The 15,911-nt window shown below is 73.3% G+C and carries 14 protein-coding genes; 5 read left to right on the forward strand and 9 right to left on the reverse strand.

All coding sequences use genetic code 11. The annotated features are described in order from the left end of the window. Nucleotides 1-11 precede the first annotated feature (11 nt). On the reverse strand, nt 12-470 hold the full coding sequence (locus ACZ6BG_RS36530) for an SsgA family sporulation/cell division regulator (protein WP_469009967.1): 459 nt from the start codon (nt 468-470) through the stop codon (nt 12-14). Nucleotides 471-677: 207 nt separating this feature from the next. On the opposite strand from ACZ6BG_RS36530, the gene ACZ6BG_RS36535 reads away from it, so the two are divergent. Next, the gene (locus ACZ6BG_RS36535; protein ID WP_469009970.1) at nt 678-1,904 is read left to right on the forward strand and encodes a cytochrome P450; all 1,227 of its coding nucleotides are present in this window, start codon (nt 678-680) and stop codon (nt 1,902-1,904) included. A gap of 47 nt (nt 1,905-1,951) precedes the next feature. On the opposite strand, the gene ACZ6BG_RS36540 is transcribed toward ACZ6BG_RS36535, so the two are convergent. The 8 genes from ACZ6BG_RS36540 to ACZ6BG_RS36575 form a co-directional block, all read right to left on the reverse strand. After that, on the reverse strand, nt 1,952-3,229 hold the full coding sequence (locus tag ACZ6BG_RS36540; protein ID WP_469009972.1) for a cytochrome P450: 1,278 nt from the start codon (nt 3,227-3,229) through the stop codon (nt 1,952-1,954). Then, nucleotides 3,226-3,843: a GTP-binding protein gene (locus ACZ6BG_RS36545; RefSeq protein ID WP_469009973.1), complete on the reverse strand. Its 618-nt coding sequence runs from the start codon at nt 3,841-3,843 to the stop codon at nt 3,226-3,228. The genes ACZ6BG_RS36540 and ACZ6BG_RS36545 overlap by 4 nt, the downstream gene beginning before the upstream one ends. Continuing rightward, nucleotides 3,824-4,180: a DUF742 domain-containing protein gene (locus ACZ6BG_RS36550; RefSeq protein WP_469009975.1), complete on the reverse strand. Its 357-nt coding sequence runs from the start codon at nt 4,178-4,180 to the stop codon at nt 3,824-3,826. Before ACZ6BG_RS36550 ends, ACZ6BG_RS36545 begins: the two co-directional genes overlap by 20 nt. Continuing rightward, nucleotides 4,177-4,614, reverse strand: a complete 438-nt coding sequence (locus ACZ6BG_RS36555) for a roadblock/LC7 domain-containing protein (protein ID WP_468454522.1) — start codon at nt 4,612-4,614, stop codon at nt 4,177-4,179. The genes ACZ6BG_RS36550 and ACZ6BG_RS36555 overlap by 4 nt, the downstream gene beginning before the upstream one ends. Nucleotides 4,615-4,802: 188 nt before the next feature. Further along, nucleotides 4,803-7,214 (reverse strand): ATP-binding protein, encoded by a 2,412-nt coding sequence (locus ACZ6BG_RS36560; protein ID WP_469009977.1) that lies wholly within the window; start codon nt 7,212-7,214, stop codon nt 4,803-4,805. Between the two features lie 498 nt (nt 7,215-7,712). Next, nucleotides 7,713-8,441, reverse strand: coding sequence for a DUF4232 domain-containing protein (locus ACZ6BG_RS36565; RefSeq protein WP_469009979.1), 729 nt, complete (start codon nt 8,439-8,441; stop codon nt 7,713-7,715). Between the two features lie 66 nt (nt 8,442-8,507). Then, nucleotides 8,508-9,215, reverse strand: a complete 708-nt coding sequence (locus ACZ6BG_RS36570) for a response regulator (RefSeq protein WP_469009982.1) — start codon at nt 9,213-9,215, stop codon at nt 8,508-8,510. Continuing rightward, nucleotides 9,212-10,285 carry a sensor histidine kinase gene (locus ACZ6BG_RS36575; RefSeq protein ID WP_469010240.1) on the reverse strand — a complete coding sequence of 358 codons (1,074 nt, stop codon included), beginning with the start codon at nt 10,283-10,285 and terminating at the stop codon, nt 9,212-9,214. The genes ACZ6BG_RS36570 and ACZ6BG_RS36575 overlap by 4 nt, the downstream gene beginning before the upstream one ends. 348 nt (nt 10,286-10,633) lie before the next feature. Here ACZ6BG_RS36575 and ACZ6BG_RS36580 point away from each other — a divergent pair, with 348 nt between their 5' ends. The 4 genes from ACZ6BG_RS36580 (at nt 10,634) to ACZ6BG_RS36595 (ending at nt 15,836) form a co-directional block, all read left to right on the forward strand. Continuing rightward, nucleotides 10,634-11,488, forward strand: coding sequence for a class I SAM-dependent methyltransferase (locus ACZ6BG_RS36580; protein ID WP_469009984.1), 855 nt, complete (start codon nt 10,634-10,636; stop codon nt 11,486-11,488). Nucleotides 11,489-11,697: 209 nt separating this feature from the next. Next, complete coding sequence (locus ACZ6BG_RS36585; RefSeq protein WP_469009987.1) at nt 11,698-12,645, forward strand: dihydrodipicolinate synthase family protein; 948 nt, start codon at nt 11,698-11,700, stop codon at nt 12,643-12,645. A 162-nt stretch (nt 12,646-12,807) separates the two neighbouring features. Then, entirely contained in the window at nt 12,808-13,527 is a 720-nt protein-coding gene (locus tag ACZ6BG_RS36590) for a GntR family transcriptional regulator (RefSeq protein ID WP_469009990.1), read from the forward strand. A 422-nt stretch (nt 13,528-13,949) separates the two neighbouring features. After that, complete coding sequence (locus tag ACZ6BG_RS36595) at nt 13,950-15,836, forward strand: collagenase (RefSeq protein WP_469009993.1); 1,887 nt, start codon at nt 13,950-13,952, stop codon at nt 15,834-15,836. The last annotated feature ends 75 nt before the right edge of the window (nt 15,837-15,911 follow it).

Genomic DNA, 15,911 nt, shown 5'->3' on the forward strand with positions numbered 1-15,911 from the left:
GCCGTCAGCGGCTACGCCGCGTGCTCCCCGAACGGGCTCTCGCTGTCCCCCAGGCAAGCCGCCACGAGTTCGTCCAGGCAGATCCGCTCCGCGCCCGGCGGCACGATCTCGTGGGTGCCCGCGAGGAAGGCGGTGATGTCGGCCGCGGCGGCGTGCAGCACGCCGTGGGAGCGGCCCGCGGGGCCCGGCATGCCGAACAGCTCGACGCGCACGCCGGGCCCTCGGCCCGGGTCCGCGGTCGGCTCGACGCGCACGTCGCCCTCACCGGCAGGGCCGCGGCAGCCGTCGCCGAGGAGCTGCCGGTCCAGGCGCCAGCGAGTCACCTCGCCGCCCTCGCAGTGGAACGTCATGGTGACCGCGAAGGGATCGGCGGCCGCGTAGGCGAGTTCGGCGGAGAGGGGGGCGCGGCCGCCGGGTGTGTCGGCCGTCTCCAGTTCCATGAACACCGTCACTCTGACCTCGGCCTCCACGGCGTGCCTCCAGGGGGTTGGGGGGGTGGTGGGATCCCGTATGCCCCGACGGGCTCGGGGAATGCGGGGAAAACACTTGATGGGTGACATGTGACAACTGGCAGATGACAACGAACAGCTGACAGATGACAGCTGACGCACTCTGTTGGTTCTTTTCCTTGATCAATAGGCTGTGCCGGCCAGGCAGTCGCCCTCCGAAGGAGCACCGTGTCCACTGCTCAGCCCATCCCGGACATTCTCTCGCCCGAGTTCGCGGCCGATCCCTACCCTGTCTATCGCGCCCTGCGGGAACAAGCCCCGCTGCTGTGGCACGAGCCCACCAAAAGCTACCTCGTCTCCCGCTACGAGGACGTGGCCCGCGTCTTCAAGGACAAGGAGGCACAGTTCACCACGGAGAACTACGACTGGCAGGTCGAACCCGTGCACGGCCGGACGATACTCCAGCTCAGCGGCCGTGAACACGCGGTGCGCCGGGCCCTGGTCGCCCCGGCCTTCCGCGGCACCGAACTGCGGGACGTGTTCCTGCCGGTCATCCGCCGCAACTCCGAGGAGCTGATCGACGCCTTCCGCGACCGCGGCTCCGCGGACCTGGTGGCCGACTACGCCACCCGCTTCCCGGTGAACGTGATCGCCGACATGCTCGGCCTGGACAAGGCCGACCACGCCCGGTTCCACGGCTGGTACACGACCGTCATCGCCTTCCTCGGCAATCTGGCGGGCGACCCCGAGGTGGCGGCCGCGGGCGAGCGGACCCGGGTGGAGTTCGCCGAGTACATGTTCCCGATCATCGCCGAGCGCAGGAAGAACCCGGGGACCGACCTGCTTTCGACGCTGTGCGCCGCCGAGGTCGACGGGGTGCGGATGAGCGACGAGGACATCAAGGCGTTCTGCAGCCTGCTGCTCGCCGCGGGCGGCGAGACCACCGACAAGGCCATCGCGGGCATCTTCGCGAACCTGCTCACGCACCCCGACCAGCTCGCCGCCGTGCGCGCGGACCGCACCCTGATCGACCGGGCGTTCGCGGAGACCCTGCGGCACAGCCCGCCCGTCCACATGATCATGCGGCAGAGCGCGGTCGACGTCGAGGTGGCCGGTGGCACCATTCCGGCCGGTGCCACCGTGACCTGCCTCATCGGCTCCGCCAACCGGGACGGCGAGCGCTACCGCGAGCCGGACCGGTTCGACATCTTCCGGGACGACCTGACCACCACCACCGCGTTCTCCGCGGCGGCCGACCATCTCGCGTTCGCCCTCGGCAGGCACTTCTGCGTGGGCGCGCTGCTCGCCCGCGCCGAGGTGGAGACGGGCGTCAACCAACTCCTCGACGCCATGCCGGACATCCGGCTCGCCGACGGCTTCGTACCGTCGGAGCAGGGCGTGTTCACGCGGGGCCCCGCCGCCCTGCCCGTGGTGTTCACGCCCGTGCCGCGCTGAGCGCCGTCCCGCCGCGTGCGGCGCGGAGCGTCTCCGCGCCGCCGCCGTCACTGCGCCACGGGCGTGAACTGGACCGGCAGCGCCGTCAGACCGCGCATCCAGATGGACGGCCGCCAGGTCAGCTCCGCCGGGTCGACGGCGAGCACCAGGTCCGGCAGCCGCTCCAGGAGCGTCTCGACCGCGGTGCGGGCGATGACGTCGGCGAGCAGCGGCGCCGGATAGGGGCAGCGGTGTTCGCCGTTGCTGAAGGACAGGTGCGCGGAGTTCTCGGAGCCCACCTGCGCGCCCGGCCAGATCTGCGGGTCGGCGTTGGCGGCGGCGAGGCCGAGGACCAGGCAGTCGCCGGCCCGGATGCGGCGCCCGCCGAGCTGGGTGTCACGGACCGCCCAGCGGCCGATGAAGTTCTGGGTGGGCGTGTCGAGCCACAGCACTTCGTTGAGGGCCTGACTGACGCTGAGGCGGCCGCCGGAGACGTTCAGGGCGAACCGCTCGTCGGTCAGGAGCAGCCGCAGCGCGTTGCAGATCCAGTTCGCGGTGGGCTGCTGGGCGGCCGCGATCACGGAGATCAGGTCCTGCACGATCTCCTCGTCGGACAGGCCCGCCGGGTGCTCCAGCATGCGCGATGTGACATCGGCTCCGGGGTTCTGCCGCCGCTCCTTGACCAGGCGGTGGACGCGCTCACCGACCCGGACGTACGCGGCGACCGGGTCGTCGCCCTCGGCGGCGTCCAGGGACATCCTCAGGTCCTCGACCAGGGCCTCGGTGTCGGCGGCGCCGGGCGGCATGCCGACCATGTGGACGGCGGCGCGCATGGCCAGCGGGTGGGTGTAGACGCTCATCAGCTCGGCGCTGCCGCGGCCGGAGAAGGACGCGATGAGCTGGTCGGCGATGTAGGCGCACTCGCGGCCGAGTTCGAACTGGTCGACGCCTTCGAGGGCCTCGGTGATGACGCCCGCGCGGCGGCGGTGCTCGGCGCCCTCGGTGAACAGGACGGAGGGCTGGTAGCCCACGAACGGCATCAGGGGCCAGTCGGCGGGGATGTTGTCCCACTGGTTCCAGCGCCGGGAGTCGCGGGCGAACAGCTCGTCGTGCGCGGTGACGTACGACACCTCGGAGTAGCCGAGGACGAGCCAGGCGGGCACGCCGCCGTCGAGGAGGACGGGCGCGACGGAGCCGTGCTTGCCGCGCAGGCTGCGATACAGGTCGAAGGGCGTCTGCTGGTACTCCAGGCCGCTCAGGGGCACCGCGTCGGGGTGGGCGGTGTGGGCGGGGCAGCCGGGCGGCGGGGTGTTCGGCGCGGCCGCGGGTCCACTCGCTTCGGTCATGCTGTCAGTTCCCGTTCCCGTGCCAGGTGGTGGAGGTGGTCGACGAGCGTGATCAGCACGTCCTTGCCGGACGAGCGGACCCGGGCGTCGCAGTCGATGAGGGGGACGTGGTCCGCAAGCGCGAGCGCGGTGCGTATGTCCTGGAGGGAGTGGCGCGCGGTGTCGTCGTCGAAGCGGTTCACGGCGACCACGAAGGGCGTGCCGTGGTGTTCGAGCCGGTCGATGGCGTACCAGGACTCGTCCATCCTGCGGGTGTCCACGAGGACCACCGCGCCGAGCGTCCCGGAGAACAGCCGGTCCCACAGGAACCAGAAGCGCTTCTGGCCGGGGGCGCCGAACAGATAGAGCACCAGGCGGTCGTTGAGGCTGATGCGGCCGAAGTCGAAGGCGACGGTGGTGGTGTTCTTGCCGGTCGACTCGGGCATCTTGTCGACTCCGGCGCCCGCCTGCGTCATCACCTCCTCGGTGTTGAGGGGGCGGATCTCGCTGACGGAGCGGACGAGGGTGGTCTTGCCGACGCCGAAGCCGCCCACCACGACGATCTTCAGTCCGTTTTCGGCCGTGTCGCGCAGCGGTGTCCGGGACGACGGCAGCTCAGAGGTTGCGGAGCCCATGGAGCACCTCCGTGAGAAGAGCGGAATCGGGCAGCGCGGCGGAGGCCGCCACGCGGGGGTGACGAGGGGTGATGCGGCCGGTCGCCAGCAGGTCCTCCAGGAGGATGCGGACGACGGTGATGGGCAGGGACAGCTCCGCGGCGATCTCGACGACGGCCGTGGGGTGGCGGCACAGTTCGAGGATGCGCGCGTGCTCCGACTGCTGGCCGACGGACGGCTCGCACTCGGCGACGATCAGCGTGACCAGGTCGAAGGAGCTGCCGTCGGAGCGGCTGCGGCCCCCGGTGACCGTGTAGAGCCGGTCGGGTTCGCCCACATCGACGGGCCGCCGCATCACGAGGCCGTGCTCCCGGGGCTCCCGGGCCGAGCGGTCCCCTGGGCGCGCGGCTCGGCCCGCAGGTGTTCGCCGATCTGGGAGACGAGCTGACTCATCTGATGGCCCACCACACCGGGGTCGGCGTCCTCGTCGGCGATGACGGCGAGGTGCGCGCCCTGTCCGGCCTCCACGACGAAGAGCAGTCCGCCGTGGAACTCGGTCATGGAGTGCCGCACGCCTCCGGTGCCGTCACCGAACTCCATGGAGGCGCCCTGGGCGAGCGCCTGGATGCCGGAACAGATCGCGGAGAGCTGGTCGGCCTGGTCGAGGCTGAGGCCGGGACTCCAGCAGAGCTTGAGGCCGTCCCGGGACAGCACGAGGGCGTGCCGGGTGCCGGGGGTGCCGTCGAGGAGGGTGTCCAGAAGCCAGTTCAGGCTGTTGTCGGTGGTCTGCATGGTGAATTGGGGGCGATCACCGGGTGCGCGAACGCCCGTGCCTCCCTTTCGGTGCGGGGCGGGGGTGGGGAAGGTGAGAACGGTGGGGCTCGTCGGTGCGGGCCCTGGGGCGGCGCCGGGCGCCGGGTGCGCGCGGCGCCCCGGGGACACGGTCCGGGCGGACCGGCCCCGGCGGCCGCGGGGGCCGGTCACTCGGCCCGCGGCGGCTCGCTCTCGTGGGCGGCGCGCGGCGGCTCGCTCGCGTGGGCGGCCCGGGGCGGCTCGCTCGCGTGGGCGGCCCGGGGCGGCTCGCTCGCGTGGGCGGCCCGGGGCGGCTCGCTCGCGTGGGCGGCTTGTGGTGGCTCACTCGCGCGCACGGCCTGCGGCGGCTCGCTCGCCTCAGCGGCCCGGGGCGAATCGCTCGCGCGGGCGGCCGGTAGCGGTTCGCTCACGCGGACGGCCTGCGCCGCCTCGCTCTCGTGGGCGGCCTGCGGCGGCTCGCTCTCGTGGGCGGCCTGCGGCGGCTCGCTCGCCTCGGCGGCCCGGGGCGACTCGCTGTCTCCGCCGAACCGGGACTGCTCGCTCTCCTCGGCGGCCCGCCGGGCGCGGTGGAACGCGCCGAACCGGGCGCCCAGGTCGCGGGGCGGGCGCTGCGCCCCGGCCGGGTCCGCGCCGTCCGCGGCGGGGGTGGTGCCGGGTGCGGCCGGGTCGGTGTGCCGGTGGGTGTCGGGGGCGCCGGAGGTGGTGCCCCGGCCTCCCGGGGTGGTGTCGGGGCCGCTCCGCGCGGCCTCCCGGGCGGCGGAGTTGGCGGCCTGGCGCTGCTGGAGCTCGGCGTGCGCGGCGGCCATGGTGCGGCCCGGCCGCCGCATCGGCAGTCCGCCGAGGGTGGCGCCCCTGCCGTCGGTGCCGTCGGTGCCGCCCGGGCCGTCCGTACGGATGCCCCGGCCGTCCGTGCCATCGGCGCCATCGGTGCCGCCCCGGCCGTCGGTGCGGATACCGCGGCCGTCCGTACCTCCGGAGCCGCCCAAGCCTTCCGTGCGGATACCCCGGCCGTCCGTGCCGTGGCCCGGCGCCCGCCCGTACTCGTCGGCCCCGTCGGCGGCGCGCTCGCGCACGGCGGCGCGCTCGCGCACGGCGGTGTGCTCGGGCACGGCGGTGTGCTCGGGCGTCTCGGCCCGCTCGCCGGGGGCGCCGCCGAGGCCCGCGTCGGCGGGTGCGGCCGGGGTCCCGACGGGGCCCTCCGCGGCGGGGCGCGGCGCGGGCACGGCTTCCGCGCCGGCCGCGGCTCCCGTATCGGTACCGGGCAGCGCGGGAGCGTCGAGTGCCGGGGCGCGCTCCGGCTGCGGCTGCTGGGCGATCAGCTGCGGGGGCAGCAGGACGACGACGCCGGTGCCGCCGCGCGCCGAGGGGCGGAAGCTGACGTTGATGCCGTACTTCACGGCGAGGCCGCCGACGACGGCGAGCCCGAGCCGGGTGCCCTGGAGGAGCGCGAGGTCCGTCATCCGCCCGGACACCGACTCCTCGGCCCGGCGCTGGGCGGCCTCGGACATCCTGAGGCCGCTGTCCTCGATGGTGATGACGATGCCGGTGCGGGACTCCTCCACGTACACGTGGACCTCGTCGGTGGGCGGCGAGAAGTTCGCAGCGTTGTCGGCGAGTTCGGCGAGCAGGTGCATCACGCCCTCGGCGGCGAAGCCGACGACGGCGACCCGGGTCGAGCAGTGCAGCCGCACCCGCTGGTAGGCGGCGATGCGGCCGACGGCGCCGCGCAGGATGGACTCCATCACGATGGGCTTGTTCCAGGCGCGGCTGGAGCGGCCGCCCATGAGCAGGGCGAGGCGGTCGGTCATGAGGCCGAGCTGCGAGGTGCTGTGGTCGAGCCGGAGCAGGTCGCCGAAGACCTCCTCGCCGTGCCGGTCCTGCATGTCGCGCAGGTCGGCCAGCATGCTCACGGACTTGGCCTGGACGCGGCTGAGGGCCTTGGCGCTCGCGGCCTGCGCGGCGGCCGCGCGCCGCTCGCTCAGGGCGAGTTCGCGGACGGCCGTCTCGGTCAGGGCGCGCAGCGCGGCGGCGTCGGGCCAGCGCGTGCTCGCGAGGGCGCGGTCGACGGAGGCGCCGCCGCGCAGGGTGGCGACCACGCCGGGGAGGGTCTCGTCGGCGAGGAGCCGGATGTCGTCGGTGACGCGGGCCAGGTCGTCGACGGCGCGGCGCTGGGTCGCGGCCGCGGTGGCGGCGCGCTGCTCGGCGTCGGCGAGGGCGCTCACGCACACCCGCAGCAGCTCGCGCTGGGAGGGCAGGGCGGGCGGCCGGGTCTGCCGCAGCACCTCGTCCGGGGCGACGCCCTCGCGCACGAGCCGCGCGACGCCCGGCAGGGTCACCTGCGCGAGGCCCATGTCCTCGGCGGTACGGGTGTCCAACTGACCGCGTACGGAGAGCAGTTCACCCTCGGCGTCGGCGGCCCGCGCGCGCAGCCTGTTCGCCGTCGCGAGGCCGACGAGGACGGCGACGGTGAGCAGGATCCAGCCCCCGGCGGCCGCGGCGCCCACCCAGGCGCGGGCCTCGCCCGGGGCGAGGGCGGCGACGGCGGCGCCCGCCGCCGCGGCGGCTATGAGGAGACACACGGGCAGCGTGTATGCCGTTCGCCGGCTGCTCGGGGTGCGGTCCGGACGACGATCGGCGGGCTGTGTCATTCCCTGGTCCCTCGGTGTCGGCACGGGTGCGCGGGCCGTCGGCCCGCCCTCGACTGCGTGCCGCCGCGAGGGAAGTCCGCCTGGTGGCGCTGTCTTCCGACGGCACTTGTGGTGGTCATGCTAGTCACAAGATCGCACAGTGGAAGCGGGCATTCAGCTCCGGGGGGCTCCGCCCGGAAGGTTCGTCGCGAAAGGACCCATCGGGGCCGCGCGCGTGCTACCGCCCCGCGGAACCCGACACCCCAGGCCGGACGGTGACGCACCGTCGGCCACGTACATACGTACGGTGCATGGGTCGGCCATCTATCGCGGGCAGGACTCTCCCCGCGGCTGAAACCACACCCCCACGATGTCGATTTCAAGCCAACTTGCCTTCTGTACGGCGCGTCCCATGGCGGAGGCGGCCCCGGGCCGTCTCACCCCTCGGTCTCACCCCCCGGTGCCGTCGGGCACGTACTTCTTCCAGGCCGTCGTCCCGATGCGGCCGGTGCTGCCGAGGTCGATGCCGCCGTCCGGCGTGACGCTCCTGGCCGGGGCTCCGGGGGCGGGGACGACGCGCAGCCGGGGCGCGTGCACGGCGGGATCGACCATGTCCGTGTGGGTGTTGCGCCACACCACGACCACCGTCGCCGACTCGCCCCGCCGCAGCGCCACGGGGTGCGGCCCCGGGTCGGGCACAGCGGTGGTGATCTTCCTGGTGCCCCGCAGGGTGCGTACGTCGAGGGGCTCCCCGTCGTCGCCGAGCGCGCGCAGGCCGGGGTAGCCGTCGAGCCGGTAGGTGCCGGTGCCGCAGTGCGTCAGGGTCACCCGCATCGCGCGCAGGCCCATCGCGGCGTCGACGGGGCCCGGTTCGACGAGGGCGCCGCGCCGGCCCGCGCAGTCCCGGGACGCCTGCCGGGGCTCGGGCGGCAGCGCGGCGTACGGGGGCGCGCTCTCGGCGCCGGAGGGGAGTTCGTCGGGGGTGACGCGGTAGGACGGGGCGGGCCCGGCGGCGGACGGGGTCCCGGCGGCGGTCGGGGGCAGGCCACCCTTGCCCGCGACGCGGGTCGCGGCGCCGTCCGCGCCGTCCTGCCCTGATCCCTTCGACTGCCCGCACCCGGCGACGAGTATCGCGAGGGCGCAGAGGGCGGTGGCGTGGCGGGGCGAGAGGAGAGTCACGCCGGGATCATGCCACGCGGCACCTCGCGCCGATCCCGGCCGGACCACCCCGCACTCCGGACACGGCTACGGCTCCCCCGCGCCCCCACCGCCCCCGGCCCCGGCCCCATCCCCCTCCACCCGCGCCCGCACCAGCCCCGACTCATAGGCGAACACCACGAGTTGGGCCCGGTCGCGCGCGCCCAGCTTCGTCATCGCCCGGCTCACATGCGTCTTGGCCGTGAACGGGCTGATGACCATGTGCGCGGCGATCTCCTCGTTGGTGAGGCCGCGAGCCGCGAGGGCCGTCACCTCGCGTTCGCGGCGCGTGAGGCCCTCCAGGCCCGGCGGGGTCGCGCGGTCCGGCGGCCGGGCCACGAACTCGCCGATCAGGCGCCGTGTCACGGCGGGCGACAGCAGCGCGTCACCGCGGGCCACGACCTCGATGGCCTGCAACAGGTCGGCGGGCTCGGTGTCCTTGAGCAGGAAGCCGCTGGCCCCCGCGCGCAGCGCCTCGAAGACGTACTCGTCCAGGCCGTAGTTGGTGAGGATGACGACGCGCACGTCCGCGAGGCGCGGGTCGGCGGCGATGCGGCGGGTCGCCTCGATGCCCGTCATCACCGGCATCTGTACGTCGATGAGCGCGACGTCGGGCACGAGTTCCCCCACGAGCGCCACTCCCTGGGCCCCGTCGGCGGCCTCGCCCACCACCTCGATCCCGTCCTCGGCGTCCATGAGCGCCCGGAACCCGGCCCGCATCAGGGCCTGGTCGTCGACGAGCACGACCCGGATCACCCGGCCGCCCCCAGCGGCAGCTCGGCCCGCACCGAGAAGCCGCCCTCGTCCCGCGCCCCGGCGCGCAGCGCGCCGCCCAGCGCCTCGACCCGCTCGCGCATCCCGGTGAGTCCGACCCCCGGTTCCACGGGCCGGTCCGGGTGAGCGGCCCCGTCGTCGTCCACGCGGACCACCACCTGCCGCTCCCCGTAGTCGAGATGGACGCCGACCTTCGCCGGGCCGCCCGCGTGCCGGGCCGCGTTGGTGAGGCACTCCTGGACGATGCGGTACACGCCCTGTTCCAGGGCCGTCGGCAGGGCCCGCTCGCGCCCGGTCACCGTCAGCTCGACGGGCAGGCCCGCCGACCGCGCGCGCTCGACGAGCAGGGCGGGGCTGCCGGTGGGCCCGTCGGTGCGCAGGACCTCCAGGGTGGCGCGCAGCTCCCGCATGGCCTCGCCGCCGGCCTCCTGGATGGCGAGCAGCGCGGGCGGCACCTCCTCGCCGCGCTTGCGCGCCAGGTGGACGGCCACGCCCGCCTGGAGCTTGACGATGGAGATCTGGTGGGTGAGGGAGTCGTGCAGTTCGCGGGCTATGCGCAGGCGTTCCTCCCCTGCCCTGCGCAGCGCCACCTCCTCGCGGGTCCGCTCGGCCTCCAGGGCGCGCTCCTCGGTCTGGCGCAGATACGCCTGCCAGGTCGTGGCCGCGATGCCGGTGGCGACGGCGCACACGAACCACCCGGTGAGCAGCAGGGTCCGCTCGACGGCGCCGTCGCGGCCCGGGTCGGCGCCGAGGAACACGGCGAGGAAGGCGAGTCCGGTGCCCGTGGCGAGCAGCCGGTGGCCGCTGTGCGCGGCGGCGTGCACGGCGCCGAGGACGGGGAACGCCGCCGCCGTGGCCGGTTCGGCGTGCAGCACGAAGGCGGCCATGGCGACCGCGCTGACGACGAGGACGACGCGCGGCGCCCGGCGGTACTCCGCGAGGGCGAGCGAGCCGACGCACACCAGGGCGTAGTCGACGGCGTCCGCGCCGCCCTCGTACACCGTCGCGACCACGACGACGGCGGCGACGATCACGGCGAACCCCACGACCATCGCCCTGGCCTTGCGCTCATCGAGGTGGCCGTGGCCGTCGAGCACGCCACGGCCACCTGGTCCTCCGCGTTCCCCCATCATGTCCCGCACCCTAGCCCGCGGTTCGGACCGCGACGTCCCCCGAGCGGACCGCTCCCGCGCTACTCCCCGCGTAGTAGTCGCGCGCCCGCCCGCCCCCGGCGCCGTAGATCCAACTGCCTTCGCCGGTACGACGACCCAAGGGCACCGGCGCGGCGACGATCGGCGGCACGAGCACCACGCAGCGGCACCGGCACCACCGCATCGGCGCCGCACCGCCGCATCGCGCAGCGCCATCCCATGGACGACCCCCGAGGCGAAGGAACCGCCATGACGACGCACACCCGGCCCGAAGCCCGCCCCAACGCCCGCCAGGAGGAGCTCTGGAACGGTCCCATCGGCCGGCACTGGGCCGAGCAGCAGGACCGCTACGACGCGATGAGCGGCGACCTCAACGGCCGGCTCTTCGCGGCCGCGCGGATCAGCGGCGGGGCCCGGGTCCTGGACATCGGCTGCGGCGCGGGCACCGTCACGCGGCTCGCGGCGCGGCTCGCCGGTCCCGACGGGCACGCGGTCGGCGTCGACATCTCCGCGCCGCTCCTGGAGCGGGCCCGGGCGCGCACGGCGGCCGAGGCGGTCACCAACGTCTCGTACGAACTGGGCGACGCCCAGACGCACGCCTTTCCCAGGGACCGCTACGACGTGGCGATCAGCAGGGGCGGCGTGATGTTCTTCGCCGACCACGCGGCCGCGTTCCGCAATGTGGCCCGCGCGCTGCGGCCCGGCGGGCGCCTGGTGTTCGTCTGCCCGCAGCCCGCGAGCCCCGACATAGAGGAGTCCCGCGCGCTCGGCCTGCTCGCGGGCCTGCTCGGCGCCCACGGGGCCGCCCCCTCCCCCGACCACACCGACGCCCGCGCCGCGATGGCCTCCCTCAGCGACCCCGCCCACATCCGCCGCTCCCTCGCGGCCTACACCGACGTGACCGTGGACTCGCTGCCCGTCGAGACGTACTGGGGCCGCGACCCGGCGGACGCCGTCGACTTCCTCCTCTCCCGCACGCCCGGCCGCGTGGTGCCGAGGGTCACCCGCAAGGCCCTGGAGGACACGCTCAGCCCGTACGCGGGCGGGCGCGGGGTCCGGATGAAGGCGCGGGTGTGGCTGGTGACGGCGACCCGCCCGGCCTGACGGAGCCCCCCCGTGCCTCACCCCGCGTCGCCCGGCGGCGGGGCCGTGGGGGCGTTCGCCCTCTTGGCAGCCTAGGTGCCATGTGAAATATTACCGAGATCCCCAGTGGAACTCCCGACGGAACTCCCCGTGGAATTCCCTGCGAAACCCCCGATGAGACCCCCAGGAGAACCGCTCGCGCGTAGCCCCCGCTCTCGTCTGGAGTCCCCATGAGCACCAGCACGACCGAAAGCTCCGACACCTCAGGCACCCCCGACGCCTCCTGGACCCCCGCCCGCCCCTGGCGCGGCATCATGGTCGCCACCGCCCTCCCGCTACGCGCCGACCGCACGGTCGACTACGACGCGTACGCCGAGCATGTGCGGTTCCTGATCGAGGGCGGCTGCGACGGCGTCGTCCCGAACGGTTCGCTCGGCGAGTACCAGACACTGACGCGCGAGGAGCGCGCCCTGGTGGTGCGCGTCGCAGTTGAGGCGGCGGGCGACGGGGCCCGCGTCATGGCCGGAGTCGGCGCGTACGGCAGCGCCGAGTCACGGCGCTGGGCCGAGCACGCGGCCGAAGTGGGCTGCGGAAGCGTCCTGTTGCTGCCGCCGAACGCCTACCGCGCCGACGCCGACGCCGTGCGCGCCCACTACGCCGAGGTCGCCTCGGCGGGCCTGCCGGTCGTCGCCTACAACAACCCGTTCGACACCAAGGTCGACCTGGTCCCCGCGCTGCTCGCCGAGTTGCGCGCGGCCGGGCACATCGTGGCCGTCAAGGAGTTCAGCGGCGATGTCCGCAGGGCCTACGAACTCGCCGAGCTGGCCCCGGACCTGGACCTCCTCGTCGGCGCCGACGACGTCCTGCTCGAACTGGCCCTCGCGGGCGCGGTCGGCTGGATCGCCGGATACCCGAACGCCTTCCCGGCCTCCTGCGCCGAGCTGTACCGCGCGGCGACGGCCGGCGACCTCGACCGCGCCCTGCCCCGGTACAAGTCCCTGCACTCGCTGCTGCGTTGGGACTCCCGGCCCGAGTTCGTCCAGGCGATCAAGCTGTCCATGGACCTCGCGGGGCGGTACGGCGGCCCGACCCGCCCACCACGGCTGCCCCTGCCGGGCGCGGCGGAACAGGCGGTACGCTCCGCCACCGAGAAGGCCGTCGCCGACGGCCACCACTGAGGGGCCGGGAGCCGCCCAAGGACCGGGCCGAGGAACTCCCGAGGGGCCCGGACCCGCTTCCTTTCCCGCCCGCTCAACTGCGAAAACAACGTGACATTGTACGCTGGTGATCCGCCCGGCCACGAAGGCGCGGGGCGCAGGCACGAAGGGATCACCACCGCCATGGGTCATCTGACGCAGCGCGACCTCATCACCACCCGCGAGCGCCTGCGCGACCAGGTGGCGAACGCGCTGCGCGCGGCCCTGATCTCCGGCGAGCTCAAGCCCGGCGAGGTCTACTCCGCGCCCGCCCTCGCCGAGGACTTCGGGGTCTCGGCGACGCCGGTGCGCGAGGCGATGCTGGACCTGGCCCGGGAGGGCATGGTCGAGCCGGTCCGCAACAAGGGCTTCCGCGTCACCGAGGTCAACGAACAGGACCTCGACCAGTACACGGAGATCCGCACCCTGATCGAGGTCCCCACGGTCGGCCGCATCACGCGCACCGCCGCCCGCGAGGACCTGGAGGCGCTGCGCGAGGTGGCCGAGGAGATCGTGCGCGCCGCCCGCGTCCACGACCTCATCGGCTATCTGGAGGCGGACCGGCGCTTCCATCTGTCGCTGCTCGCCCTGTCGGGCAACGACCGGCTCGTGGAAGCCGTCGGCGATCTGCGCAAGCGCTCCCGGCTGTACGGCCTGACGGGTCTGGACGAGCGCGGCGAGCTGCTCCCGTCGGCCGAGGAGCACATCGAGCTGCTCGACCTGATGCTGGCCGGTGACGCCAAGGGCGCCGAGAAGTGCATGACGCGCCACCTCGGGCACGTCCGGACCCTGTGGGCGAAGGGGCGTCAGCCCCAGGAGCCGGCCAAGCGCCCCCGCAGGGGCGGACTCGGCACCGCCCGCTGACGCCGGGCACCACCCGCCGACCCCGGCCCCGCGCCCACCTCACCAGACGCTCCCCACCGGGCCGCACCGGGCCGCACTATGTCGCGCGGACGGCGCGACGGCCGCATCACGATGAACAACACCTTCACCCCGCCCCAGATGTGACGCTGCGTCAATCCCTGCCCATGCCCGCAGAAGGCTTCCTCTGGCCATGTGATGTGTGCAATATTACATGTCACGCATTCTCCGTGAGCATGACAGATCAAGGGTTCATGCAGTTCAGCGCCCCGTACCCGTTGTCGCCACGGTTCGCGCACCCCCCACGGCCGTGCTCGGGCACGGCCGCCGACCGCCCGGAGGGCACTTTGAAACGCACCTCAAGACCACAGAACTCCCCCACACCAAGAACCTCCCTGGCCAAGCTCCTGATATCGGCCCTTGTCATGTGTCTGGGCCTCACCCTGGTCGCCTTCACCGGCCAGGCAGCCACGGCGGACGCCGGGGCCAAGGCACCTGCCCCACGCCCGGGCACCGCCCCCTCGCCCGCCACCCCCACCTCGACCGATGACCTGCGGGCCACCGAGGCCGAGCACGCGGCCAAGCCGACCAAGGACCCCTCGAAGCGCCCGCCGACGCACACCGTCAAGCAGGCCCCCAAGGCCTACCGCGGCGCCCCGAAGGCGGCCTGCAACGTCTCCGACTTCACGTCGAAGACCGGCGGCGCCCTGGTCCAGCAGATCAAGTCCTCGCAGACCAGCTGCATCAACACGCTGTTCGGCGTGACCGGTTCGGACGCCCGGGCCCTGTTCCGTGAGGAGCAGATGGTGACGGTGGCCCGCGCGCTGCGCGACACGGCCGCCAACTACCCCGGGAACAACAGCGGTTCGATCACGCAGGTGGTGCTGTACCTGCGCGCCGGCTACTACGTGCAGTGGGGCCAGCCGGACACCGTCGGCTCCTACGGCCCGGCGCTCAAGAGCGCCATCCAGGGCGGCCTCAACACCTTCTTCGGCTCGGCGCGCGCCTTCGACGTGACCGAGGCCAACGGCGAGACCCTCGCCGAGACGGTCACCCTGATCGACAGCTCGGGTGAGAACGCCCGCTTCCTGAACGTCGTCAAGCGGCTCCTCAACGGCTACAACTCCTCGTACAACGCCCACTGGTGGATGGTCGTGGCGGTCAACAACACCTACACGGTGCTGTTCCGCGGCCACCAGGTCCCGGAGTTCGTGGCCGCCGTGCAGGCCGACCGGAGCGTCCTGACCGTGCTGCGGGACTTCGCCGTCGCCCACGACGACCTGCTCGGCACCGACAAGTCGTACCTCACCGCCAACGCCGGACGCGAGCTGGGCCGATTCCTGCGGCACGAGCAATTCGCCGGCGTGGTCCCGCAGCTGGTCAAGCAGCTCCTCGACCGCACCCGGATCACCGGCCGCACTGCCCCGCTGTGGGTCGGCCTCGCCGAGATGACGGACGCGTACGACAAGGACAACTGCTCGTACTACAACACCTGTGACCTGCAGAACCGCGTACGTAACGCCGTCCTGACGGTCAAGCACACCTGCGCCCCGAGCCTGCGGATCGTGGCCCAGCAGATGACGTCCACCGAGCTGAGCTCCGCCTGCTCCAGCCTGCTCGCGCAGGACTCCTACTTCCACGGCGTGGCCAAGGACAACGGCCCCGTCGGCAACGACAAGAACACCACCCTCGAAGTCGTCGCGTTCGACTCCAGCAGCGACTACAAGACGTACGCGGGCATCGTCTTCGGCATCGACACCAACAACGGCGGCATGTACCTGGAGGGCAACCCGGCACAGGCGGGCAACCTGCCCCGGTTCATCGCGTACGAGGCGGAGTGGCTGCGCCCCGACTTCCAGATCTGGAACCTCAACCACGAGTACACGCACTACCTCGACGGCCGCTTCAACATGTACGGCGACTTCGCGGAGGGCATGAAGACGCCGACCGTGATGTGGGTGGAGGGCTTCGCCGAGTACATCTCTTACTCGTACCGCAATGTCACCTATGACGACGCGATCAAGCAGGCGGGCAAGAAGACGTACAGGCTCAGCACGCTCTTCGACACCACCTACGACAACGCCGACTCCACGCGCATCTACAACTGGGGCTACCTGGCGGTCCGTTACCTGCTCCAGTCGCACCCCCAGGACGTGGCGACCCTGCTCGGCCACTACCGCAAGGGCGACTGGGCGGCGGCCCGCAGCCTGCTGAAGAACACCATCGGCACCCGCTATGACGCCGACTTCGCCACCTGGCTGGACAAGTGCTCCGCGGGCAACTGCGGAACCCGTCCGAGCGCCCAAGGCTGACACTCCATCAGCTCTGGACGCAGTCAGCTCCGTATGAACTCAACTCTGCTTGAAGTCAGCTCTGTTTGAAGTCAG

The sequence above is a fragment of the Streptomyces sp. NPDC041205 genome, assembly GCF_055591765.1.